Annotated in this window: 25 protein-coding genes and 3 pseudogenes; 4 read left to right on the top strand and 24 right to left on the bottom strand. The window is 38.4% G+C overall.

Features of this window, described 5'->3' with window-relative positions:
- Positions 1-67 precede the first annotated feature (67 nt).
- From NMM13_RS05550 to NMM13_RS05540, 3 genes are read left to right on the top strand one after another with little or no spacing between them, the layout of a single operon-like run.
- Positions 68-871 (top strand): MerR family transcriptional regulator, encoded by an 804-nt coding sequence (locus tag NMM13_RS05550; RefSeq protein ID WP_254727693.1) that lies wholly within the window; start codon positions 68-70, stop codon positions 869-871.
- Positions 868-1,683, top strand: a complete 816-nt coding sequence (locus NMM13_RS05545) for an ABC transporter ATP-binding protein (RefSeq protein ID WP_254727694.1) — start codon at positions 868-870, stop codon at positions 1,681-1,683. Before NMM13_RS05550 ends, NMM13_RS05545 begins: the two co-directional genes overlap by 4 nt.
- On the top strand, positions 1,680-2,408 hold the full coding sequence (locus NMM13_RS05540) for an ABC transporter permease (RefSeq protein ID WP_254727695.1): 729 nt from the start codon (positions 1,680-1,682) through the stop codon (positions 2,406-2,408). The genes NMM13_RS05545 and NMM13_RS05540 overlap by 4 nt, the downstream gene beginning before the upstream one ends.
- Before the next feature lie 93 nt (positions 2,409-2,501).
- Here the strand turns inward: NMM13_RS05540 and NMM13_RS05535 are convergent, their stop codons facing one another.
- The 13 genes and pseudogenes from NMM13_RS05535 to NMM13_RS05475 all read right to left on the bottom strand — a co-directional run bounded on the left by NMM13_RS05535 (position 2,502) and on the right by NMM13_RS05475 (position 11,477).
- Entirely contained in the window at positions 2,502-3,356 is an 855-nt protein-coding gene (locus NMM13_RS05535) for an ADP-ribosylglycohydrolase family protein (RefSeq protein WP_254727697.1), read from the bottom strand.
- 21 nt (positions 3,357-3,377) lie between these two features.
- The gene (locus NMM13_RS05530) at positions 3,378-4,163 is read right to left on the bottom strand and encodes an alpha/beta fold hydrolase (RefSeq protein ID WP_254727699.1); all 786 of its coding nucleotides are present in this window, start codon (positions 4,161-4,163) and stop codon (positions 3,378-3,380) included.
- Positions 4,164-4,292: 129 nt separating this feature from the next.
- Positions 4,293-5,171: an aminoglycoside phosphotransferase family protein gene (locus NMM13_RS05525; RefSeq protein ID WP_254727701.1), complete on the bottom strand. Its 879-nt coding sequence runs from the start codon at positions 5,169-5,171 to the stop codon at positions 4,293-4,295.
- A 106-nt stretch (positions 5,172-5,277) separates the two neighbouring features.
- Complete coding sequence (locus tag NMM13_RS05520; RefSeq protein WP_048717038.1) at positions 5,278-5,886, bottom strand: Type 1 glutamine amidotransferase-like domain-containing protein; 609 nt, start codon at positions 5,884-5,886, stop codon at positions 5,278-5,280.
- A 176-nt stretch (positions 5,887-6,062) separates the two neighbouring features.
- A complete protein-coding gene (locus tag NMM13_RS05515; RefSeq protein ID WP_048716987.1) occupies positions 6,063-7,106 on the bottom strand; it encodes a DMT family transporter in 1,044 nt (347 codons plus the stop codon).
- A gap of 304 nt (positions 7,107-7,410) precedes the next feature.
- Complete coding sequence (locus tag NMM13_RS05510) at positions 7,411-7,731, bottom strand: TfoX/Sxy family protein (protein WP_070845560.1); 321 nt, start codon at positions 7,729-7,731, stop codon at positions 7,411-7,413.
- Between the two features lie 21 nt (positions 7,732-7,752).
- A pseudogene (locus NMM13_RS05505) lies at positions 7,753-7,893 on the bottom strand (VOC family protein); the annotation flags it as partial.
- Between the two features lie 118 nt (positions 7,894-8,011).
- Positions 8,012-8,503 (bottom strand): nucleotidyltransferase, encoded by a 492-nt coding sequence (locus tag NMM13_RS05500; protein WP_254727704.1) that lies wholly within the window; start codon positions 8,501-8,503, stop codon positions 8,012-8,014.
- Between the two features lie 242 nt (positions 8,504-8,745).
- Positions 8,746-9,249: pseudogene (locus NMM13_RS05495) on the bottom strand (recombinase family protein); the annotation flags it as partial.
- A 131-nt stretch (positions 9,250-9,380) separates the two neighbouring features.
- The gene (locus NMM13_RS05490; protein WP_254728047.1) at positions 9,381-9,476 is read right to left on the bottom strand and encodes a hypothetical protein; all 96 of its coding nucleotides are present in this window, start codon (positions 9,474-9,476) and stop codon (positions 9,381-9,383) included.
- A gap of 45 nt (positions 9,477-9,521) precedes the next feature.
- Positions 9,522-9,764: a hypothetical protein gene (locus NMM13_RS05485; protein WP_254727706.1), complete on the bottom strand. Its 243-nt coding sequence runs from the start codon at positions 9,762-9,764 to the stop codon at positions 9,522-9,524.
- 320 nt (positions 9,765-10,084) lie between these two features.
- The gene (locus NMM13_RS05480) at positions 10,085-11,275 is read right to left on the bottom strand and encodes an MFS transporter (protein ID WP_254727708.1); all 1,191 of its coding nucleotides are present in this window, start codon (positions 11,273-11,275) and stop codon (positions 10,085-10,087) included.
- Complete coding sequence (locus NMM13_RS05475; protein ID WP_254727710.1) at positions 11,265-11,477, bottom strand: hypothetical protein; 213 nt, start codon at positions 11,475-11,477, stop codon at positions 11,265-11,267. Before NMM13_RS05475 ends, NMM13_RS05480 begins: the two co-directional genes overlap by 11 nt.
- Before the next feature lie 195 nt (positions 11,478-11,672).
- Between NMM13_RS05475 and NMM13_RS05470 the strand changes: the two genes are divergently transcribed.
- Positions 11,673-12,521 (top strand): helix-turn-helix domain-containing protein, encoded by an 849-nt coding sequence (locus NMM13_RS05470; protein ID WP_254727712.1) that lies wholly within the window; start codon positions 11,673-11,675, stop codon positions 12,519-12,521.
- Between the two features lie 112 nt (positions 12,522-12,633).
- Here NMM13_RS05470 and NMM13_RS10130 read toward each other — a convergent pair whose 3' ends face one another.
- The 11 genes and pseudogenes from NMM13_RS10130 to aroB all read right to left on the bottom strand — a co-directional run bounded on the left by NMM13_RS10130 (position 12,634) and on the right by aroB (position 25,245).
- A complete protein-coding gene (locus NMM13_RS10130; RefSeq protein WP_254727714.1) occupies positions 12,634-15,141 on the bottom strand; it encodes a Spaf_1101 family AAA-like ATPase in 2,508 nt (835 codons plus the stop codon).
- Positions 15,142-15,168: 27 nt separating this feature from the next.
- Positions 15,169-15,855: pseudogene (locus tag NMM13_RS05460) on the bottom strand (zeta toxin family protein); the annotation flags it as partial.
- Between the two features lie 65 nt (positions 15,856-15,920).
- On the bottom strand, positions 15,921-17,282 hold the full coding sequence (gene rlmD, locus NMM13_RS05455; RefSeq protein ID WP_254727716.1) for a 23S rRNA (uracil(1939)-C(5))-methyltransferase RlmD: 1,362 nt from the start codon (positions 17,280-17,282) through the stop codon (positions 15,921-15,923).
- A gap of 62 nt (positions 17,283-17,344) precedes the next feature.
- On the bottom strand, positions 17,345-18,661 hold the full coding sequence (locus tag NMM13_RS05450; RefSeq protein WP_254727718.1) for an LCP family protein: 1,317 nt from the start codon (positions 18,659-18,661) through the stop codon (positions 17,345-17,347).
- On the bottom strand, positions 18,658-19,512 hold the full coding sequence (pheA, locus tag NMM13_RS05445) for a prephenate dehydratase (RefSeq protein WP_254727720.1): 855 nt from the start codon (positions 19,510-19,512) through the stop codon (positions 18,658-18,660). Before pheA ends, NMM13_RS05450 begins: the two co-directional genes overlap by 4 nt.
- Complete coding sequence (locus NMM13_RS05440; RefSeq protein WP_254727722.1) at positions 19,503-19,988, bottom strand: shikimate kinase; 486 nt, start codon at positions 19,986-19,988, stop codon at positions 19,503-19,505. The genes pheA and NMM13_RS05440 overlap by 10 nt, the downstream gene beginning before the upstream one ends.
- Positions 19,981-21,264 (bottom strand): 3-phosphoshikimate 1-carboxyvinyltransferase, encoded by a 1,284-nt coding sequence (gene aroA / locus NMM13_RS05435; RefSeq protein WP_254727724.1) that lies wholly within the window; start codon positions 21,262-21,264, stop codon positions 19,981-19,983. Before aroA ends, NMM13_RS05440 begins: the two co-directional genes overlap by 8 nt.
- A 172-nt stretch (positions 21,265-21,436) precedes the next feature.
- Positions 21,437-21,775, bottom strand: coding sequence for a YlbF/YmcA family competence regulator (locus tag NMM13_RS05430; RefSeq protein WP_003014453.1), 339 nt, complete (start codon positions 21,773-21,775; stop codon positions 21,437-21,439).
- A gap of 100 nt (positions 21,776-21,875) precedes the next feature.
- Positions 21,876-22,982 (bottom strand): prephenate dehydrogenase, encoded by a 1,107-nt coding sequence (locus NMM13_RS05425; protein WP_070586099.1) that lies wholly within the window; start codon positions 22,980-22,982, stop codon positions 21,876-21,878.
- Between the two features lie 16 nt (positions 22,983-22,998).
- Positions 22,999-24,165: a chorismate synthase gene (gene aroC / locus NMM13_RS05420; RefSeq protein ID WP_254727726.1), complete on the bottom strand. Its 1,167-nt coding sequence runs from the start codon at positions 24,163-24,165 to the stop codon at positions 22,999-23,001.
- Positions 24,166-24,171: 6 nt separating this feature from the next.
- Positions 24,172-25,245, bottom strand: a complete 1,074-nt coding sequence (aroB, locus tag NMM13_RS05415; RefSeq protein ID WP_254727728.1) for a 3-dehydroquinate synthase — start codon at positions 25,243-25,245, stop codon at positions 24,172-24,174.
- Between the last annotated feature and the right edge of the window lie 160 nt (positions 25,246-25,405).

Raw genomic sequence — 25,405 nt, 5'->3', positions numbered from 1 at the left:
AATTTTATTAAAAATCCTTGTTTATGACCTTACGTCATGATGTATAATAGGTATGAGGAGGTGGGTAATGATGGCTAAATACAGAGCAATACCGGAAGGATTTATGACAGTTGGGGAACTTGCTAAGAAAATGGGCGTTACCATCCGTACTCTACAATATTACGATAAAGAGGGGATACTTTCCCCATCGGCAGAAAGTGAGGGAGGTCGCAGGCTTTATACCGATAAAGATATAGTGCTACTCCATCAGATTCTATCATTAAAATCATTAGGCTTTTCTCTCAAGGATATAAAGGGGCGTTTGATCTCTTTGAAAACACCTGATGATGTTGCCAATGCTCTTACAGAGCAAGCAGATATTCTTCGTAAAAATATTGAACAACTTAAGGATTCTTTAGTCGCAATAGAGCAGTTAAAGGCAGAAGTTTTACAAATACAGACGGTCAATTTTAAGAAGTATGCAGACATTATTGTCAATCTACAGATGAAGAATGACTCCTACTCTCTCATTAAGCGCTTTGATGATGATACGCTCGACCAGATACGCAGTCGATTTGACAAGAAAAGCGGACAAGACTTTATGGACAGGTTGAACCACCTAAGCGATCAAATCGTGGAGCTTCAAAAAGAAAACGTGCCAGTTGAAAGCGAACAAAGCCAACAGGTTGTGCAAGAATACTGGAGCTTGATTATGGAGTTTACAAATGGTGATATGAGCATGCTTCCGAAGTTGATGGAGATAGGGAATATCGATACCGCCTCAAACGCTTGGGAAGAAAAGCAAAAAATCGTTAATGATTATTTAGAGCCTGCTTTACAAGTCTATTTTTCAAGGCTTGGAACAAATCCCTTTGAGGAGGTAGAACCATGAAAGACGCAATAGAGGTTTCTGGATTAAAGAAAAGTTATGGTAGCAATATGGTTCTTAGAGGTCTAGATTTTCAAATCAAACAAGGAGAAATCTTTGCTCTGCTCGGAGTGAACGGAGCTGGTAAAACAACCACGCTTGAATGTATCGAAGGTCTGAGAAAATATGATGAAGGCACTATAATTGTAAACGGGAAAACCGGAATTCAACTACAGTCCTCCTCTCTACCCGTCCACATCAAACCAATGGAAGCCATAAAGCTATTTGCAAAATGGAATCATGCATACATTGATGATGCTATGCTAAAGGCCCTTGGCATAAAAGAAATGAAGGAGTCGCAATACATAGAATTATCCACCGGTCAAAAAAGAAGATTACATCTTGCTCTTGCACTTGTCAGTAATCCGGATATTATTTTTCTCGATGAACCGACAGCGGGACTTGATGTAGAGGGAAGACTATCTCTCCATGAACAAATCCGAAAGCTCAAATCACAGGGCAAGACAATTGTTTTGGCAAGCCACGATATGGCCGAAGTTGAAACCTTATGTGACCGCATTGCTATTTTGAATAGTGGAAAGATTGTCTTTTGTGGTACTCCTTCAGAACTGACAGACAGGTTGGGAAGAAAATATTTCATCCATTTAAAGACCCGGGACGGAGAAGAATCTTTTGAAACAGATACGATCGAGGACACTTTGATTTCTTTATTGGAAGAATGCAAACAGAAACATATCCAGGTATTGGATATTAAGGTTGATCGTGGTACACTGGAGCAGCATTTCATCGAAATGGCAAGGAGGGGATCGGAATGAATGGATTCTTATATAGCCTAGCATTACAGTGGAAATTGGACATACGAAGTAAGTCTCTCTTGGTTACTTACTATATTGTACCGCTTATTTTCTTTCTTCTCATGGGTGGTATTTTTACTTCCGTTATGCCCGAAATGGGTAGTACACTCATACAGTCAATGATTGTCATGAGTGTTTCCATGGGGGCCTTTCTCGGCTTACCGCCTTCCTTGATTGAAACATACGGAAGCGACATAAAAAAGATTTATAAAGCAAATGGTGTGCCTATTCACTTAGGATTGGTGACCATGGTTCTCTCTGCCTTTGTTCATTTGATAATGACCTGCATAGTGATCCTACTACTTGCTCCAATTTTATTTAAAGCAAGTTTACCGAGTCAACTTTCCCTTTTCTTTCTCGCACTGGCCATCTACATTTTCGTATCGTTAAGTATCGGAAGTATACTGGGCCTTACTGTAAAAAATCAAGCAAAGCTTACCATGATAGCGCAACTTGTCTTTTTACCCTCAATTATGCTCTCAGGAATCATGTTTCCTAGCAACTTACTACCTGATTTTCTTAAACGAATAGGGCGTCTTTTCCCCGCTTCTTGGGGATACTGCTTGATGCTAGATCATGGCTTGGGTCTTGAAAATCTTTGGTATCTGATTCTTGTATCCTGTATCTCAGTAATGACTTGTATCCTCCTCTTGAATCAGCAAAAATCTAACCAGGTGCCTGAATAAATCCATAGCAACATTAACTATTAAGCAAAAAGCGACGAGATTGTTACTTATCTCGTCGCTTTAGTGTTTTTGGTTGTCTTTATCTAATCTCTGTTATGTTATTGAAACTTCTTGCTCCCATCGTCTGAGCACATCTTTCAAAGGCTCATCGAGATAGCAATAGGCCTTGTCTTTGATCCAATCAGGGATTCCATAAGCTGCTTCGGCGATACTTCCTGTGATAGCAGCAAGAGTATCACTATCCCCACCAAGAGAAATCGCATTTCGAATAGCATCTTCAAAATCTGTACTTTCAAGAAAGGCAATGATGGCCTGAGGTACCGTATTCTGGCAAGTTTCATTAAAACGATAAGTAGGACGAATTTCATCTAGTGTTTGAGAAAGATTATATCCATACTCTTGTTCTATGTGTTCCTTGATGAGTCTCTTACACTCTGTAGGATTATCGTTGATCGGTTTTCCATAGTCGCCACTGTAACCTCCAAAGTAATAACGACACATAAAGATAGCATCAGACGTCGCCATAGCTCCTTTGACCCCCTCTGGATGGTTATGAGTCACCTCTGCAGAAAGTCGTGCAACTGCCCTTCTGGACGGCCAGGCTCCCGTTCGTGCACAGAAACTACAATCCATGGTCCAGGCACATGGAGAAACACGCATTGCTGAGCCATTGCCAAAGCTATTATAAGGTTCTCGATCGTCGCCATCAACCCAATTCCCAAATCTTGCACCGTAACCTGCATCGGGATACATCCTACCATATTTTTTCATGGCATCAATAAAGTCATCCTTCTGACCACCGTTCATGATGGCTTCAGCAACAGCACAGGTCATAACCGTATCATCAGTGAAAAAACAATCCTCACGAAATAATAGAAAGTCTTTCGTTTTAATATTGCCCCATTCGTAAACAGAACCTACAATGTCTCCTACTATTGCCCCTAGCATAAGATTTCTCCTTACAGCATATCAGATTTCCAATGGGTCGCTCTTTAAAAATGGTACCACCAACTCAATCCACTCTTGAGGCAGGTAAGTTGATAAATAGCCGTGGTTATAGCCCTTAGCTTCATACAGGATCGTATTGGGATGGAGCTGCTGAAATAATTTCGCCGATGCTTTCACACAGTTCAATTCTTTTTCACCATAGATATACAGAACCTGCGTCTTGCTTGCAGAAATCGTGTCCTTCAGCTTGTAACGCTCCATATAGGTTTTGTAAATAGTCACCAATGTTTTGATAGGTGTCCTTGGCAAATCCTCCAAATAATAATCTTTTATCTCCTCTGGATAAGCCAGTTTAGGATAGAGTTTGTCCATCATGCTTAATTGAAGTTTGCAAGAGAATTTACTGAACATCAATTTACCAAATAGAGCTACTAGAAAGATGCTGATTTTAGCCAACCTTGGTTGAGGAATACAGAGGCTTCCATCCATGATGGCCTTCTCAGCTATCTCGCTGTCTAAGGACAAAAGCTCCATAGCAATTTGACCACCAAGTGAAACGCCACCGATCGCAAACACCTTTCCACCACAGTTTGCTTTGATATAGTCTAGGATCTCCAAAGCGGAATCTTCAGTAGAAACATAATCGAGTGGATATTCTTCGCCGTGGCCATTCAAAGTAGGTAAAATAACACGGTATTCTTCTGATAAGATCCTTGCTTGACGAAGATAATTCCACCAAGAACTGCCACCACCGTGTATGAGCAAGATAGGAGGTGAATTCTTATCCCCAAATTCATGGAATTTCATGTTTAAACTCCTTACTGTAGGACTTTAACTCGTAGTGATAAAAATCATCTGTTTTAAAGATAGTTAGACATATTTGAAATTGAGCAAATAATCCCGACATTTCTTCAAATTGATATTCCAACGTTTACATTATTCAGTCTTCTTCTTGTTCGAATACCAACTAGGAATGATTTGCTTCATATCATCATACCATTCTAAAATCTCCTTAGCTTGATGTTGCATTACTGCTATTTCTTCAACTCCGTATGGTACAGACCATGACAGAGCACCAACTATGTTATTTAGAATATAGATAGCGAGAAGCTTCCAAAATAAATCCGGAACCTTATGATCAAAATATCCATCTATCATACCAGACGCAAAAAAGGGAGAGACTCGAGCAGACCATACAATACGATTGAATTCCTCCCAAGGATCTCCAAGATCAAATCGATCAAAGTCAATGACATAAATTTTACGATCTACACCAATCATGAAATTTCCTATATGATAATCTCCATGTTGGAAAACCTGAGGTCTATCTTTTAACAATTCTCGATTTGCATTTAAAAAATCAATAAAGATCTGACCATTTTCATATTGAACGGGACATTCTTTGTATTTGGAGATTTTGTCATCAATTTTTCGATTATAAAAGACCTCCCAATCTTCACGAACTTCTGTAACAGGAAGTGAATGAATTTTTCGAAGTATACTTCCTGCTTCTACTCCATAAGTATATTGTTGTTCTTTCGAAACAGTTAAAATGGTTTCTCGAGCATCTTTCCCGTCTATCCATTCGTGTAAAGAATGTACTTCGTCATCGCAGAGTTCTATGCTAATTGGCTTACACATCGGAATTCCAAGAGAAGCCACTTTCTCCATCATATCAAATTCAAATTTTTTAGAATCTAACTTCTCCTTATCAGAAACACGCAAGAAATATTTTTGCTGATTTTGATCTGTCACACAATATTTTTTATCATCTGACCAGCCTTTATTTATGGCTATCTTACTACTAAAATTCATCACGCACTCTCCGATTCACTTTCCAACACTTCTTGCAGTTTTCACTAGTAACCCATCCAGTTTGTCTACACTTTAGTTACCTAGATCAAGATTTAGATAATGGAATCTAGTCAATTTTCTCAATAATGTTTCCAAGTTTATCTAATACAAGACAGGAATGATCATTTAGTGGAATTATGGGAACATTAACGAGTTCTTCAGCTCTATCCTTATTAGCTTTATCATTCCAGGAATCATAATGGACACTAATTAAAAACTGACTAAAGAGTCCTAATCCATTTTTTATCTTTATCTGATGATCTGCATTATCATTAGGTGAAACATAAACTTTTTCTCCTAATAATAGGGCTCCTGCAGAAAATCCCATAACTTTCGCCCCTTTATTCAGCATACGATCGATATAATTTTTGAACTGCTGATTGACGTAAGTAGCTAAATACTTTTCCGTATTTCCACCACCGATAATAATTAGATCAGCATCTAGATAGCTATCAAAATTAATCTGCTCAGTGTCCAAGAGTAAGTAATCAGTGTTTAGATTAGGACATTGACTTCGGAAAACTTCCGTGTACTTTTTCATATACGGTTCCCAATTTTCTCGATAAACTGTAAAAATGACAATTCTTTCGATCTTCCTTGATGACACAATTTTATTAACAACCGTATGGTTCTTTATCGGCGGATTTCCACCCATTAAAAAAATTTGTGTTTCCATTTTTTCTTTGTCCTTTCTCAAAAACGAGGCAAAGATGGTACTCCAACTTTTAATCTGTCCATACAAGTTTTGCCGATAGCTCTCAGAAACTCTTCACATCTACCGAATTTCAGAACAAAAGCAGCTCCTTCTGATTTCATATCAGCCTCTCGTAATAGCCTGTCTTATATTTGCTTTTACCTATCTTTTTCCTTTCCTAGATTCTCTAGTTCCTCGATAGAATGACGATGCCTGTGCTTCTCTTCTGTTAGATAATGCTTGTGGACATGCGAATGCCTTACCGTATGCGTGTGGGTACTTCCGCCATGGCTATGCGTGAATGTATGCTGGTGTTCATGGTCATGTTGGCGAATAAACGTATCGACTACCACTAAAGCAGAACCAATGACCATCACGATCAAGGCGATCACATACATCCAGGATAAGGATTCACTTAAAAATACAAAAGCAAGGAGAGCTCCGATCAACGGATTGACAGCATAATAGGCACTAGTTTTAGCTGCTCCGAGAACATTCTGGGCTCTCACATACATGAAAATGCTGAGTCCGTAAGCCACAAAACCTAAAGCCAAGGCAATGGCGATATAGCCAAATCCTGGAAAGGACTCTTTTTTTATAAGGGAAATGACCAGAGCGCCAAGACCTGAGCATAGGCCTTTTAGCATGACAATTTGATAGGTGCTCTTTGATGATAGTTCTCTAGTGCAGTTATTTTCAAGTCCCCAGCAAACGGTAGCCATGATCACCAGCAAAGAACCATAAGAGAAATGAAAGCTGTCTGTTCCTTCAAACGACAGCAAGATACTTGACAGGGTGATTAGCCCAATAGCTACCCATAATCTTTTGGTTACAGCTTCTTTAAAGAGAATCAGTGCAATGACCGTCGTCGCCACAATTTCAAAATTCCCGAGAAGCGAGGCATTAGCTGAGGAACCATAGCTGATTCCAAGCATCAGAAAAATCGGTGCAGCAATATCGAGAACAATCATTCCGACAATATAAGGAAGTTCCGCCTTTGTCAGGCTCTCAGCTTTCTCCCTGTCCTTCTTATTAAAGAGTGACATCATCCCAATACCAATCCCAGCACCAAGATACAACAATGCTGCCATTGTAGTCGGGCCCACATGCTGCAAAAGAACCTTTGATATCGGTACATTTATGGCATAAAAAACAGCTGCCAGAAAGGCAAACATAATTGCTTTGAGCTTATTTTGCTCCATCAATTTTACTCCTCTATTTCATTAATTCTGGTCATGGCATCTATATCACAGCCCAGATCCAAACCAAAGTATCACTCCATCCAAACAGGAATTCGCTTAGAACTCAAAAGGTTTGGGGAGTTCAAAGCTCCAGTGGAGCTTTGAAACCTCTCGCCTTGAAATATCAAAGCGAGAGGTTTAGCTACGTTTTACCAACAAGCTCATACACTCGACATGCGCAGTCACCGAGAACATATTCACATACTTTTTAACGATCGCATAAGGTTATCGTTAAATGGTATTATCTAGATAAACTGAGATTTTATTATTTCTTTTTCTTTGGTTTTGGTGCAGGTAACTCATCATACATTGAATTAAATAAGCCGGTTAAATATTCTTTGTTGTCAACATCATCTACCAATAGCATTTCCTTTGCACCTTCATACGGCAATTCGTATTCTACATTCGGCATATACGCTATTGCAGATTTGACAGGCTTCACTAAAAATCTATCATCATAAATTCCACCCATGATTTTCCCTCGATAATAAATTATATATTCGCCCATCATTGCTCTATATGATATTTCTTCCAACTCGGACAATTGTTCTAAAATGAAATCTAAATATTCTTTACTTGAAGCCATTTTTGCTATCTCCCTTAATTACTAAAATTTCAATAGTCCATTTTCATCAAATTGAAAATTGGGTCCCCAAGAAACTTCCCAATAATATCCATCTAAATCCGAAAAATATGCGTGATATCCACCCCAGAAAAGTACCTGTGGCTCTTTTACAGTTTTTCCACCTGCTTTTCATTACTAATTCTATTACTAGCCAATATAGTATAAATTAAATGACCAATAAAAATGAAGATAAAATAACATAGCAGCCAGTCTTACAACTTACTACTTTTCATATGATAATTTACAAATGTCTTTCCAGCCACTCGATCTTTTTAAAATCCTTATTGTTATTGTGATCATTTCGATAGGAGTCTTGAGAAGAAGCTTTGTAAATACTTAGATACTGCTCCAGACTTGGAAGACGAAAAGTGATGCCTTCAATGTGAATAAGCTCTATATCCGATTCCGAAACTCCTGCAAAATCAGGTAAGGAATTGATACTTCCAAATTCAACACTCACTCGATCCTTTTGGAATTCATGCTCATGAATATCTATTAAGACGTAGCCTAAGTCTTTCATCGCTTTCATTATCTTGTCCCAATCATAAATTCTGAGATGATCAGGTGCTTCCCAACCTCTAGGGTCACCAGGCACATGAATGTCAATGTCAGACGGCCCCCAATTTTCTTTCGTTCTAAACTCCAATCCCAAAGAACCCATCAGTGTCGGTGTAATTCCGACTCGATTTAAACGGAAACAAATGGTTTTAAATTCTTCAAATAAGAGACTCATGTTTACTCTAAACCTTTCATCTAAATGTTCGTTATTTCTACTTTATTCCCTTGAACAAAATCATCTTCATTTTCTAGAGTATATCCAGTTATTTTGGATACAAACTCTTTTCCTTCTTTTAAGAACCCAAATGTGACTAGATCATTATAAGAAGGATTTTGATATAATTCCAACATATACATCTCTAGTCCTTCTGATTTTTGAACGATTAGCCACATTTCACTAAAAAACTTACACACTCGACATGCGCTGTTTTCTTTATTTGTACACTTTTTTTCGTCATCGGTTACGGCATTAAAACACAATTTATCATTTTCTATTTTAGCATTCTTTCTTTTAGATTTGTAAGATTTTGCATCTTTAGTCGAAGAATCTCCTGTTTTAAAAATTATAGTCAACATTGCTGGATCAATTTCTCCATCAGAATTTATTCCGCCTACTATTATTTTTTCAACGATACTTTCAAAAATGGCCTTGTCAAACTCCGTCAAAGTCTTTTGTGAAGTTAAAATTTCTTTAAAATTCTCTAATCTACTTTGTATATCAACTTCTGATTTTAAAGTTACTTCTAAGTTTACTTTTCCTTCTAAAAGTTTTTCTTGCTTAATTTGTATTTGATTGAATTTATCTTCATATACAGAATCACCTATTTTTCCATCCAGATTCATTGAAACTAATTTTTCTTCTTTTTTGTACAACGAATTTAATTTACTAACTATCTTATTCAACTCCACTTTTAAGGTATCACTTTTCGTCTTCCAAGTCTGGAGCAGTATCATTCGGTTTTATTACTAACGGAAAAACAAACTCATTTTCATCCATATACTCATAGGGTACCTTAATTCCAACTGTACTCACAAGTCGCTTTGATAATTTCTTATCTAAACTTATAAGCATTACTTTGATATCCATTACCAGTATAGTTTATATTACAAATATCTAGCAATGCCTGCAACTTCCCATTTTCACCAATTCCTCCATGTGTAGATAAAAAGACGATATCTGCTAATTTACAAATTTAAATAACTGAATCTGTTATTTCCAATTCTTGATCAATATCAAATTCCAATAACCTTCCTTCTTGATACAACTTATAGATTTGAGAAAAATTCTTTATGACTTTATCACCAAAAATATATATTCCATTTAAATTTAGTCTTATTACATTATCAGTAGTTAGCGCCTCAGCAACTTGTTCTGAAGAAACTTCCGAAATTAACCGCTCAGGACTCCTACCACCATATAAAACTACAATATTCATTTGATTTACCTCAATAAAATAAAAAACAGTAAAACTTATTATAAAGCATTACTACAATTTAAAAATATTTCATATGAGGGGTGAAGGACTTGAACCTCCAATAGACATTCAGTCGAACCTACCTGTATCATAGGCGCGTTTAACAATTTCGCCAACCCTGTATAAACTACTCATAAATTGATTATTGCATTATAATAAGCTATTGTTATTATTTTTTAGCAAATAATTGTGATATTTTTTTGAATTTATAACTTAGAATTGTCTTTTATAAAGGCTAATACCTAGATTATTCATAATTAAATAGGTATTTTTCATTCATCTTATTTATCTCCCCTTAATTTTTTTTCATAACTCTTTATAAGAATAACCAATAAACTACTTAGTAATCCCAAAATAACTAGACTTAATCTCGGGTTTAAAAGCCAATTAAAATAAGCGGCCAATATCCCTCCAAAAGGTGCAAAAATGGTAGCTATTACAAAAGAACTAGAAAGTATCTTTCCAATATTATACACAGTACTTTCTTGTTGCTGTATTGTTGTAATCGAAACAGAAGCTATTGTAATTAATCCACTCAAAATTGAATAACAAATTCCAAAAAATATCCAATTTTCTACTATTCCACTCGCCATAATGACAAGTGGGATGGTTGCCATTGATATATTCATCAAGATAAAGGCATCCTTCTTATTCAAAAAAGTAGAAAGAAAGGTTACTGCTATCAAACTTCCAAATCCAGCAATTGAGTAAACAATCCCAACAAGACTATTTGATAATTTTAATTGATCCTGTAAATAAATAATAATCGTTGCATTGAAACCTAACATAGCGATATTCACAACAATAGTAAAGAGTAAAGAAATCCTCAATTTAATATTTGTAAAGTTCTCTTTAAAACCTACAAAAATTTCTTTTATATCATCATTACCATTCTTCTTGTGTTCTTGATCTGGAATATATGAAATTAGTATTGAAAGAAATAATAACAAGAAAGAAGCACTATTAATAAAAAAAATGCTATTAATATTAAACTTTAACATTAGTACCCCTGCTATAGCTGGAGAAACTAATTTTGAAATAGTTCGGACACCTTGAAACTGAGAATTATATTTTTGCAATTCTTCCTTCTCAAATAAGGCAGGAGTAATGACTGAGAATCCTGTTTGAAAAAGTGTCGAAAATAAAGGTATCAAAAATGCAATAACGTAGTAAAAAAATATAGAAACTGAATATTTAGATAATATCGGTATTACACTACATAATAATGCAGGTATTAATGTAGACCATAATAGTATATTTTTCTTATTGAAATTATCTAATAAGTAACCCATAACAAATCCCAAGAAGAATTGAGGTAGCAATTCAATAATCACCATTCCTCCCATTGCAAAAGACGAATGAAATTCTTGGTAAATTAAGATTGGAAAAGCAATTTTCTGAAATCTATCTCCAATATTTGATATAAATTCACCAAAAGTTATTGTATAAAACGTTTTCTTGTTAATATCCAAAATATCCCTTCTTTCTAGTTAAACCATGATGAATATCACTTTTTATTAAATCGGTAAGACTTATTCCAAACCTCTTTGCAAGAGTTGATACCGCACTATTTTCACTTAAACCATACATAGTTTCTAACTCAATGAAATATACATCCTCGCCAGTTACTCTAAAATCAAGATAACAAATACCGTCTATTTCATAATAATCCAAAACAAGTATTTAGTTATAACTAAATACTTACCTGTACAGGTAAGATTCAACCTCCGACTATAATGATAATATCCATAATCAATAACAATATTCATGTAAATTTTAAAAGTTTTTTCATACTGAACATCCCTTTATTTTTTATTTATTGTATAATAAATAAAAAACCTTTGAAATTTTGTTGGGAAAATGGGAAATATGAAATCAAAACTTGGTATAACACTCAGAAAAATTCGAAAAGGAAAGCAAATCAGTTTATGTTCAATTGCTGATAGTAATTTATCTAAATCTCAAATCTCTAGATTTGAACGGGGAGAATCAGAAATATCTTGTATTCGACTAATCAATATTTTAGATAAATTACATATAACTTTGGATGAATTTATTATTCTTCATGACAATAATTCTACTAGAACTGGATCATTCGCTAACTTGGTGCAATATATTCGAAAACACTACTCCTCAAAAAATTTTGCTAGTATTATTGAATTACTATCAAACTCTTCAAGTTTTAACTTGGGTCCGTATGAAAAGACAATGGTAAAATCGATTCTCTATACCACAAATAAAAATTTTCTCCCCTCGGACGAGGAATTATTACAGCTTACAGATTATCTTTTTAAAGTTGAAAACTGGGGTTACTATGAAATTATCTTATTAGGTAACTGTGTAAGAACAATTAATTATAACTTCTTTTTCCTATTAACTATAGAAATGTTAAAAAATTATCTCTATTCATCTTTGAACAAGACAAATAAACGGCTTGTTACACAATTAGCAATCAATTGCCTAATTGTTAGTATTGATAATGAAGAATTTCAAAATTGTAGTTTTCTAATCAAAGAAGTAAAAAAATTACTAAACAATGAATTGAACTATTATGAACAAACCGTCTTCTTATATACGTGTGGGTATTTTGAATTTAAGCGCAATCATGCGAACGGAATCGAAAAGATGAAACAAGCACTTCAGGTGTTTGAAATTTTAGGAGAACATAATATAAAAGCATATTACCAAGAGCACTATGACAAATATATTAATCAGTAACATAAAGGTAGTTAATCTTTAACCACCATAGGATTAGTTCTTGTTATTCCAATAGTATGCCTGTCGAACAAAGAAAAAAGTAGGCTAAATTTCTAACCTACTTTTTCTTGCTCTACTCTGATAAAGCCGTCTCATATATAGACATTTTATGTCTGAAGGAATCTTTTCCCCCCTCTAATTGATTGATGATATGATTTTTTATATATTTTTCACTAACATATCCCTGTGATTCAATCCATCCATTAACTCCATCTGACTCCATAATAACAACTTGATCTGCCATTGAATTTGTTACAATTGTAGCATTATGTGTTGCTAAAATAATTTGTCGTTGAGCTTTCACATCTCTAAACTGCTGGACTAAATGCCTGTAAATATATCGATTGTCTAGATTATCTTCAGGCTGATCAATAATCAATGGTCTGAAGTCTTTAGAATAATCACTATATGCTAATAAAAAATCAAGCATTGCTACAACCTTTTGTCCCAAACTTAATACACCAACTTCTTTATAGAGGATATCAAGTTGTTGTGAGGTTTCTTTAGAGTTAATATTAAACTCCAAAAATAGCCTTTCATTAGCTACATGAGCTTTTAAAACTCTTTTAAATTCATTTAATAAACTACTATTTTCAATTAAAGAGTAGATACTCGTTTTTAAATGCGTAATGTTGTATTCATTAATTTCAGACTTATCTCTCCATTTATTTTCTTTTTTTGCAAAATTATCCTCAGAGATACTTTTTAAAATAATAAAATACTTATTTGGAATACTTTGTCTTACAATGACTTTAACAAATTCTTTCATTCCTAGCTCTCGATATATAAGATACAAAACTTCTGCTACATCTTGCATACTAATTCTATAGTTTTCAAACGAAGAACGTGGAAATGAATTATTCTTGAAAAGACAACTTTCCAAATGTGGTTCTTCCCATTTATCAATTTGCTCGTAACAAATTCTTAACTTACCAATCTGAGTTTTATTAAAATCCTCAATTATTTCGAGTATTAATTGCTTCCGCTCTTTTAAATATTCATCTAGTTCCTTTAATTTTACTTCAAACGATTCGAGTGTCTGAGTTCTTAGCCCATAGTCTGGTCTCGGTAATTTTTTATTTTTAATCATTAAATCGGAAATAAATTCTGTAATTTTTTCACCGTCCGCTGTTCTAACTAACTCATTAACAGAATATCTCCTATCAAACATTTTCTCTAAAATTCTAGTTTTATCAACTAATTTAAAATAATTACCTTCAACTTTATAAACTTTTGTGTACTGAGATCGTGTCCATTCTTTAACAGAGTCAGAATCAAATCTATAAGAATAGCCAAACTTATTCTCTCGATTTTGACCATAATATTGTAAAATATTATCCTTATTTTCTTGTTTGACATCTGGTAAACTAACTTCAATAATGTATTCAGTTTCTTCTAAAACATAGAGTACAAAAGCATTTGCATGGTTACATAGAAATTCCAATTTGCTTTGCTTATCACAATTTTGAGAAAGTACAAATTGTAACATATCAATTAATGTGCTTTTTCCTGTACCTCTCCCTCCAATTAAACAATTCATAGATGGTGAAAATGTTAAAAAGAAGTCTTTATCTTTTTTTAACTTATCACCCGCAAGAAAACTTCTATTCCCCCCACGATTTTCTATATATAATCCTTTTATATAAGACTTTTGTTTCAAGCTTGGCTCACATAAACTAACTGATACGTTATAATCAAACAATGCTTCTTGAAACATCTTGAAAGAAATTTTTCCACCTTTCAACCATAGATTATTCTTCCCGAGTGAATCAATATCGTGAGAATCATTATCTAATAGAAAGTTGGGCTCACAATTAAAATCTGCTAATAGTTTATTTCTAGACCCTTCAACAGAATTTATATTTTTAACACCAATAAATCGTGTATTTTCTTTAGAAAAAATTTTTCGTTTATATGCACCTGATAAGTGAGAACCTTTTTTCAAAATGTTATAACTGTTGAAATGAGCAATATAGTTAACTATTTTTTGATTATTGAAATCTTTCATTATAGTTAATGAGTGTTGATAACTTCCATCTTTCTCACTTATAATATTTTCACTTAACCATTGATTAACCCATGATTCTTGTTCATAATCATATATACATACAATATGCAGTTTATCTGCTGCGCTAATTTCTACTCCATGTAAAATATGAGGATGTATCTCATAAAACGGATAAGTTGTCATTATGATTGAGACTGCTGTTTGCAACTTTTTAATACCTTTGGTAGTATTATGATCAGTTACTACAACTATCTCTATTCCATTTTTTATGATTGCCTCTGCTAACATAAGAAAACTAATATATTCTTTTGAACTAGAGAAAACAACCTTATCAAAATTACTAAAAAAAATTGTCTTATCAACTTTTATTTTCTTATTTTCAAAAAATATATCATATAGTTCATCTTCAGTAATTTTTCTATATTTTGTTGCAGTCCAATTAGAAAATAGCTTGTAATCATAAGAAACAGGTGTATGCAAATGAATTAAAGTCTTGTGAAAGCTACCGAATTTCTCTTTGGAATTTGTTAGTTCTTGATAAACAGACTTTATCTTGTTATTAAACCCTCTCACTTCTACTCTCCTAAAAATATAAATTGTTTATTTTTCAAGTAATTCATTAAGTCTCTTTTCCCCCACCTTCAACATCTCTTTCTCTACCTGACTCCACTCCCCAAACAGTAACTCTTGAAGAATATCTGCTGCTGGAGCTGTATTTTTTTTTGAATCATATACACAACTTCTATCTCGTTGATAAATTTTAATTCTTTCAAAGATAGCTAGTTCTTCCAATTGTCGTGTATTATCAACTAGATGATTTACAATGAAATCATGATGTTCTTTTGGAGTTGCGCGTGCTTGATTTGGATTGATAGCGTACAATTCTTCGTATCGGATAAGGGTGCTCAGATAGGACAATTCGGGCTTTGTTGCGATTATGGCTAATTGTACTTCATATCCCTTACTTTTCAAGAGTTGTGCTGTTTCCTTTGGAACATCAATTGTTCGTAAAGTTCCCTCTATCAAAAGATTGTATCCCAAATGACTCAATTCGGTTACTAAAGACTCTACCATTTTCCCTGCAAAATCTTTGGTGTATTCAACACTATCTTTGCCATATTCTTGCTGCAGTTCTAAATAGTGTGGATACTGAGAACGAAAACTATCGCCATCTATGATAACAATATTTCCTTGAAATTCTTTCTGTTTAATACGATGAATTGTAGTCTTACCGGCACCACTTTGACCTCCAAGCAAAATTGCTATAGGTTGCTTACAGGACTTTTTGACGTCAAAATTGCCTTTATCTACAAATACAAAATGCTTGTAAAATAGCTTAAAATCAAAGATTTTCACCCTCTTATTCGTTGTAGCAACACTACACATTCTACGTGATGCGTTTGTGGAAAAAGATCCACCGGTTGCACTTTCTTCAACTCATAGCCCAACTCTTGGTAGAGTTTGATATCACGCGCCATGGTTGCGACGTTACAGGAGATATAGGCGATACGGTCAGCTCCTGTTTGGGCGCTTGCTTTGATAAAGCTTTCGGTCAAGCCCTTGCGTGGTGGATCGACCAGGATGGCGGTTGGTTGTATGCCTTCCTTGAGCCAATTCTTCATGGCATTTTCTGCTGTATCACAGACATAGTGGGCATTGGTGATGCCATTTAAGCTGGCATTCTTCTGGCTATTCTCCACGGCTTCTGTGATGACTTCGACACCATAAACTTCCTTGACATGCTTAGCGACAGATAATCCAATGGTTCCAATTCCTGAATAAGCATCAATGACCACATCCTCTTCTTTTAACTCCGCAAAGTCAATGGCTGTCTGGTAGAGTTTCTCTGCCATTTCGGTATTAACCTGGTAAAAGGCTGGTCCAGAGATTTGGAAGCTATTGCCCAACATTTGATCCGTAATATAGTCTTGACCATAGAGAACCCGCCATTCTTTCCCAAAAATGGCATTGGTATTCTGGTCATTGATATTTTGCATAACAGATTTGATAGCTGGGAATTGCTTGATCAATTGCTCGATCAACTGGTCCACACGGAAAATCTTGGGACGAGTGGTGACCAAAATGACCATAATTTCTCCAGAATGGTAGCCTCGACGGACGACAAGATTGCGAATCAGGCCTGACTGTTCCTTCTCATCATAAGGCTTGAGGTCAAACCGACGAATCAAATCCCGAAGTGCCAATACCACTTGGTCAATGACTGGATCTTGGATATAAAAGTCTTCAATCGGCATCAAATCATGGGAGTTCTTCCGAAAGAAGCCTGTCTCCACCTGACCATTGACCCGACGAACAGGGACTTGGGCCTTGTTGCGATACTGGACAGGATGGTCCATCCCCAAGGTCAGAGGCACTTCCATATCAGTGATTCCCGCCATCTTGTAGAGGCTATCCTTGACCTGCTTGGCCTTGAATTTCAGTTGCTCCGGATAAGCCAGGTGCCCCAAGTCGGCGATTCCGCTTCGTAAATAGGCAAGATCAAGCTCTTCATTACGATGAGGAGATTTTTCTAAGTACTCCTCTACTTTTCCGTAACCGATCTTTTTGTTGACTTTAAGCACACGCATGCGGATGATTTCTCCTGGCAGGGCATTCTCCACAAAAAAGACCAGGCCATCGACCTTAGCCACTCCTGCTCCTTCGTGGGTCAAATCGACAATCTCAACGGTTACAATTTCATTTTTCTTTAACATGGTATTCAATCTTTCTACAAATTAAAAGGGGTGAAGTCCAAAACTCCTATCCCCTTATTATATCATCTCAGTCCCATTTGGTACAATTTCTTTTTATAAGCATCGAAATCGACGAGCAAGCCTTGGCCACCATACATATCATAGGCATCGACCCAATCCCCATTTTCTGGGATGGTCACTCGTTCAATTCCTTTTCCAGCACTACCGACTAGGCCAAGTCCATTGGTCAATAGGAAGGAGAAAGGTACATTGGTAGACGTCATAGCAAAGACTTTCCCGAGGGCTTCTGATCCCGTAAAGAGTTTGGTTGGATCCTTGATCTGATGCATGATAGCAGACATGACCTCTTGCTGGCGACGGGTCCGACCAAAGTCTCCTTCATCGTCCTTACGGAAACGCGAGTAATTGAGAAGAGTCCGGCCATCCATCCGTTGCTTTCCAACCTTGATGGTTTGCTGCGGAACGACACCGTCTTTCATGTTCAAATCATCTGGCACTTCCACTTCACTGACCTTTTCGCCATCAACCGTTGAAAACTGCGCATTCATCTCGACCCCATTCGGGAAGAGGGTATCGATCGCTGTCGCAAAGGTCTTGAAATCGACCATGGCGTAATATTGGATGTCAATGTCAAAGTTATCTTTGAGCATCTGACGCACCAATTCAGCCCCTTGGTTGTTATTTTGCTCACCGATGGTGAAGGCAGTATTGAGCTTCTGGTCATAGTAGCCATCATATTCAGGAATATTTTGCTGGCTGACACCATCGATATGGACCAGTGTATCCCGCATGAAGCTGACCATCTTGATCTTGCCTTCTTTGTTATTGACATTGACCACCATGATGGAGTCTGTCCGAGTCTCATCTGATTTCTCACCGATCCGACCATCTGTCCCCAAGATCAGGATATTGACCCCATCTCGCGACTTCTTGCCGTTAAATTTCTCGACGACAGCAGGCTTGGCATCTTTCCCAGCTGGTTTACTGTTGAGGCCTTTCACAAACATAAAGACCATGCCACCGATAATGAGCAAGAAAAAGAGAGCTATCCACTTGAGGATCCGCTTGATGCGGATCTTTTTCCGTGGTTTCTTAGGTAGATCGCTCGTCGCAGCGACTGCTTTTTTCTTTGTTTTTCTGCTACGTGATTGGTAAACAGGAAGGTCACCAATCGGTTCAGCAATCTCTCCTTGCACTTCTTCAGTAGCAGCTACTTCAGGCTGTCGAAGGGCTTCTGCTTCCTCATAAGCTCCTTGGCTTTTTTTGAGCAGGTAATTGTATTCTAGTTGTTCTCGTTCATTCAAATAATGAAAATTTGAGTATAAGTACTCTAATCGCTTTCGCTCATGGTGAGATAGAAAGTTGGATTCGTTACTCATCTTTTCTCCATTCCGTTATCTTTTAAGGTATAGACCTGATACTGACCCAAGACTTTTGTCTGAATGCCCAGACTGTCTAATTCTTGATAGGCAAAGTGCACTAGATCAGGTGCTTCATTTAGGAGGTCAATAATGAAAAAGTATTCTCCTAAAGCTGTTTTTAGGGGGCAACTTTCAATCTTGGTTAAATTGATTCCCCGCCAAGCAAAGGTGGACAAACCCTTATAGAGGGCCCCTGCCAGATTACTTGGCAAGGTTAAAGCCAAGCTAACTTTTTGAAGGACTGGACTTAAAGTTTCTGAAATCAAGGGCTCTTTTGTCCCTAAAACCCAAAAACGTGTGTAGTTGTCCTCGATTTCTTGGATATCTTTGGCCTGGACTTCCAAACCATACTCACTGGCTGCTGCCAGAGGGGCAATAGCCGCAATCTCCAATTCTGGATGTTCTGCTACATAGCGGGCTGCATAGGCTGTTGAAGCCGTCATTTCCATGGCCACATCTGGATAATGGGCCCTTAGAAAAGCCTTCCCTTGGGCCAAGGCCTGTGGATGCGAATAGACCGTTCGAATAGGCTGATCTTTTCTAGCCACCAAGAGCTGTTGCTTGATGGGATAGACCACTTCTGCAACGGCCTGGATTGTCCCTTGGTGAAAGAGGTAATCGATGGTCTCGTGGACACTACCTTCGATCGAGTTTTCAACGGGGACGACTGCAAAATCAATTTCTTGATTTTCATAGGCCTTAATAACATCTGTGATCGTTCGATAAGCGATGCGTTCAGAAGTTGGAAAACTATGAGTCACCACATCGTGGGTAAAAGATCCCTTGGGACCTAGATAGCCTACAAGCATCGAATAATCTCCGCAATTTCGTCAGGTGTTTTGTCCTTAACATCCACAATATGGGTAGCAATCGCTTCATACAAAGGCAAACGGCCATCAAAAATCTTCTTGAATTCTTCTTTGGAATTGTTTAAAAAGAGGGGACGTTGCATAGCTTTGTCATTTTGAATGCGACTGTACAAGGTTTCAAAATCCACGCGCAAATAAATGTTGTGTGGATTTTTTTCCAAGAGGTCACGGTTATGAGGATTGACGACAATCCCGCCGCCAGGAGAGATAATAGCCTCTTCATTTTCCAATAAGCGCTCTAACATCTCAGCCTCACGGCGACGAAAGGCGGCTTCTCCTTCTACTGCGAAATAGTCATTGATCGACATGCCGATCTCTTCAACAATTAATTCATCCATATCATGGAATTTTGGATCAAGAATACGACCAACAGTCGTTTTCCCAGCTCCCATAAAACCAAGTAAAATTTTAGCCATGCAGTAATGTCTCCAGATCTTCAAAAAAACTAGGGTAACTCGTGTTGATGGCCTCTGCTCGGTCCAGCACCACATTTCCTTCACTCACCAATAAGGCGGCAATGGCAGCCATCATGCCAATCCGATGGTCCCCAAAGGTCTCCAAGTCTGCACCGTGCAGAGGAGTTGGTCCGGTGATGATCATGCCGTCTTCCGTAGGCACGACTGTAGCTCCCATGGCATTGAGGCTATCTGCTACAACCTGGATGCGGTCTGTTTCTTTCACGTGAAGCTCTTCAGCATCCGCAATCACAGTTTGACCATTTGCTTGTGTCGCAAGTAAGGCAATAATCGGCAATTCATCAATCAAGCGCGGAATCAACTCTCCATCAATCCGAATGCCTTTTAAAGAAGAAGACTGAACGGTAAGGCTTGCCGAGACAGATTTTTCATCGCGATCCTCCATGGTGAGATCTCCCCCCATTTCTTGAATCACATCGAGAATCCCTGTCCGCGTTTGATTGATGCCCACATTTTCAATCTTGATCGCACTATCTGGCAGAATGAGGCCAGCCACTAACCAAAAGGCTGCACTGGAAATATCTCCAGGAACGATGACTTCTTGACCTTGGAACTCTTGTCCACCTTGGATGCGGATGGTTTTTCCATCCACTTGGATCTCTCCACCAAATTGGCGAATCATATCCTCCGTATGGTCACGCGTCTTTTCCTTCTCGATAATCGTCGATTCACCTTCAGCTTGTAGAGCAGCAAAAATGAGAGCAGACTTGACTTGGGCCGATGCCACTGGCAAACGGTAATGAATCGGTTGAAGCTGATGCGTCCCTTTTTCATGTAAAGGTGGGCAATCGCGATCTCCCTGACCAGCAATCTCTACCCCCATCTGACGCAGTGGTATCGCGACACGATCCATGGGCCGTTTGGAAAGACTGTCGTCTCCGACCATGGTCACTGCAAAATCCTGACCTGCTAGTACACCTGAGATCAAACGAATAGAAGTTCCTGAATTGCCCATATCAAGGGGAGATGTCGGGACTTGAAGACCTTGAAAGCCTACTCCTTGAATCCGAATCACATCCCCGTCATCTTGGATGGAGACTCCTAAATCTCGAAACACCTGGATGGTAGAAAGCACATCTTCGCCTCGCAAGATATCATAGACCTTGGTTTCGCCCTTTGCAAGACTTCCAAAAATAATGGATCGGTGACTGATGGATTTGTCACCAGGGACACGAATGGTTCCCTTTAGACCCTTGCTATTGGTTCTTAATTTCATTGCCATCTCCAGAGTGCTTTTCCACATATTCTATCATAAATAGGACATGAATTCAATTTTTGATCAAAAATTTGGAACAAAAAACGAATGTTTCCAAGAATTTTTTGAGCTTGTTTTCCTCTAGTGGCGAACGAAAATACCAGAGTCGAAATGACAACTCTGGTAGAAATTTCTACTTGTATAAATCTTGAATCGGCTCAAAGATGATCTTTTCAAGATCTGCAAGATAAATAGACAATTGCTGTTGTTTAGTGAAAAATTCATTCACAATCGGACTTGCTTGGATTTTTTCCATATAGTCCTTCATTTCTTGTTGCACAGCTTCTGTTGGAAGTTGACCGGATTGCATCAAGCCTTGCAGTTGATTTTGGAAAGCGACGTATTCGTCAAACAGCGTTTTCGCTTCTGGATTTGCTTCGATCGCTTGCTTGCTTTCTACGACAGCCTTGTATTCAGGAAGGTCTCGAAGGGTCCGAGAGAGTTCATTTGCTACATCATAAATATTTGCCATTTTCTAGGCTCCTTTACTGATAAGATACTTCTATTATACTGCTTTTCCTTCAATATTCCTAAAATGAAGCAGGACTTTTGACGCAAATCCTTCTTTAGACCTAGCGAGCAAGGACAGTATAAGACGTCGCCTGGCTGATCAATGTTTGAGCCCGCTCTTGATCCTCTGCATTTTTAAAGGTCAACTGCAAAATCCCGTGGATATCTTCCCGATTCTCTTCATTGATGTGAATATTGACCAAGGAAATCCCTTGTAGGAGTTGTAAGATTTCGAGGATTACACCTTCTTTATCTGGAACATCGATAAAGAGATCATAGGCACTATCCCGTCCAGCACGCTGATGGATCTGCATTTCTTTTCGGTGCTTCCGCCCTTCATGGAAAAATGACCAAATAGCCTCTTCGTTATCTGCTTGAATGGTCTCAGCCACCTGATCCAAACGGTCTTTGAAATCTTCAATCCGCTCTAATATCGCTTGAGGGTTGGACAAGAGAATAGAGGTCCACATGCCTGGCTCACTTTCCGCAATCCGTGTCATATCCCGAAAGCCACCAGCCGCAAAACGGCGGGTCATTTCATGCTCTTCCCCATAAGCTACAGCCTGCTCGACCAGAGTCGAGGCTAAAATATGAGGAAAATGGCTGATCTGAGAAGTCACCCGATCGTGTTCCTCGGCATCGATTTCAATAAAGCGGGATCCCAATCCACTCAGAAGCTCTTTCAACTCTTCCATGGCACCTCCTGTCGTCAAGCTGGAAGGAGTGAAAATATAATAGGCATTTTCAAATAAGGTGGCATCTGCTGCTGCAGCACCTGTCTTATGACTACCAGCCATGGGGTGTCCTCCCACAAAGCGTACATCCTTATCTGTAAACACTTTTTCAGCTTGTGCGACAATTTCTGCCTTGGTAGAGCCTGCATCTGTCACCAGTACCCGGTCTTTCAAATGCAAGCTGGCTAAGGTTTCTAAATAAGACTTGGTTTGCTTGATGGGAAGGGCCAAAATAATGATATCTGCTAAAGGGGCAAAGGCTGCGAAATCATCCGTCACCTGATCCACCATTCCTCTTTCAAGAGCGATGGTTCGAGAGGCTTCACTACGATTGTACCCAAGAACAGTCACGTTTGGGTGGGCCCTCTTAATGCCCAGCGCGAGGGATGCACCAATCAAGCCCAAGCCTGCAATATATACAACTTTCTTCTCCAAAGGAAAACTCTTTCTCTTAAAAATTCTTCGTAAAGTCCCGGTGCTTAGCAACGGCTTCTTTCAATTCTTCCAAGTTATCGGATGAGAATTTTTCAAGCACTTCTGTAGCAAGGACTGTTGCGACCACTGCTTCCATTACCACACCTGCAGCTGGTAAAGCCGTTGGATCGCTGCGCTCAACTGTTGCTTTATAAGGCTCATGGGTTTCAATATCCACACTCATCAAAGGTTTGTAGAGGGTCGGAATAGGCTTCATGACGCCACGAACCAGAATCGGCTCTCCGTTAGTCATGCCCCCTTCAAAACCACCAAGATTATTAGTACGACGGGTATAGCCAGCTTCTTTAGACCAGATGATTTCATCCATAACTTGACTACCTTTTAGGCGACCTGCTTCAAAACCAAGACCGAACTCAACTCCCTTAAAGGCATTGATAGAGACCACTCCTTGAGCGATTTTGGCATCCAATTTCTTGTCCCATTGCACATAAGATCCTAGTCCTACAGGCACACCACCAACCAAGGTTTCCACAATTCCCCCGATGGTATCTCCATCTTTTTTCACTTGGTCAATGTAAGCCTTAACGGCTTCTTCTTGTTCTGGCACAACGATCGAAACTTCCGACTTAGCTGCCTTTTCCTTGATTTCTGAAACGGTTAGATTCTCGGGAATTGCAATCTCGATTCCCCCAAAATTAACAATGTGGCTGGCCACTTCAATGCCGATCTCTTCTAAAATCCTTTTAGCAACTGCACCAACGGCTACACGCATGGTCGTCTCACGGGCAGAAGAACGTTCGAGCGAATTACGAAGATCATCGAAACGGTATTTCATCCCTCCGACTAGATCGGCATGACCAGGACGTGGCTTGGTGATCTTACGTAGATTTTTCTTTTTCTCTTCGACCGGTGCTACATTCATGATCTCCAGCCATTTTTGGTGATCCAGATTGGTCACGTTCAGAGTAATCGGACCTCCCATGGTCAAGCCATGACGGACCCCTGAAGTGATCTCGACACGGTCACTCTCGATTTTCATCCGAGCACCACGACCATAGCCACCTTGTCGACGTTTGAGCTCTTTATTAATATCCTCTTCAGATAAAGGAAGGCCTGCCGGAACCCCCTCGATGATGGCTGTTAGTCGAGGCCCATGGGACTCTCCTGCTGTTAAATATCTCATACGACCTTATTCCTTTCTTTCTAAAAAGTCCTTCATTTCTTGAAGAGGGATTTGATGAATCGCTGCTTGCCCCAACTCTGGAACAATGACTAATTTAAAGCTGGTCCCACGCGCTTTTTTGTCATGAGTCAAGGCTTGATAAAGGGCTTCTTTATCCCAGTTCTCATAAGTCACCGGAAGGCCAAATTTCCGACACATTTCTTCGATTTTTTGAGTGATTCCTTTTGGCATCAAACCCTTTTCTTCTGCAACTCGAGAGAGCTGCACCATGCCCATACTAACGGCTTCCCCATGCATAACCTGTCCATAACCAGCTGTCGCTTCAATGGCATGCCCGATGGTATGACCAAAATTGAGATACAGTCGAATACCATTGTCCAACTCATCTGCTACAACATGGTCTCGCTTCACCAGGCAAGAATGAGAAATGATGCTCTCTGCATGCTCTAAAATACTCTGGACAGAACCCTCCATGGCTTCCAATTCTTCCCAAAGTTCCGTATCTTGGATGAGACCGTACTTGATGACTTCGCCCATCCCCTCGATCAATTCACGTTGCCCCAAAGTGCTCAACACTTCAGGATCAATAAACACACCATCTGGTTGAGCAAAGGTCCCTACCATGTTTTTGGCAAGTGCTGTGTTGACTCCAGTCTTTCCCCCGATAGAAGAATCCACCTGGGCGGTCAAGCTAGTCGGGATCTGAACAAAGGAAATTCCTCGCATATAGGTCGAGGCAGCAAAACCAGCCAAATCACCAACTACGCCACCCCCAAGAGCAACGATTCCATCACTGCGCGTCATGCCCTGGGTAGCTAGAAAGTCATAGACTTTTGAAACAGTGGTTAGATTCTTACTGGCTTCCCCTTGAAGAAACTCAAAGCGCACCACTTGAAAACCAGCTTTCACAAGGCTCTTCTCTACGATAGAGGCATATAGCTTAGCCACGCGGTTATCGGAAATAATGGCGACTTTTTTATCGCCCCAAAGAGTGCGCAACCAGTCTCCAACCTGGTTGAGACCGCCTCTTTCAATCACAATATCATAGGAATGTCCTGGAATAGGTACCGATACGTTCATAGGAATCTCCTTCACGTTTTTCTTTGATTCTATCTTATCATGAAATAAGGCACATGTCTCAATCAAAATGAAAAAGAGACTAGAGCAAGACTGTTTTTTTAAAAATCAGTTCTTGTTCTAATCTCATAAAGCTTTTTCAATAGGAAAAGGTAAAACCCTC

The organism is Streptococcus sp. CF8_St5-11, from assembly GCF_024295625.1.
Taxonomy (GTDB): Bacteria; Bacillota; Bacilli; order Lactobacillales; family Streptococcaceae; genus Streptococcus.
Note: the sequence above shows the minus strand (reverse complement) of the source record. Positions and strands in the feature narration are given on the sequence as shown.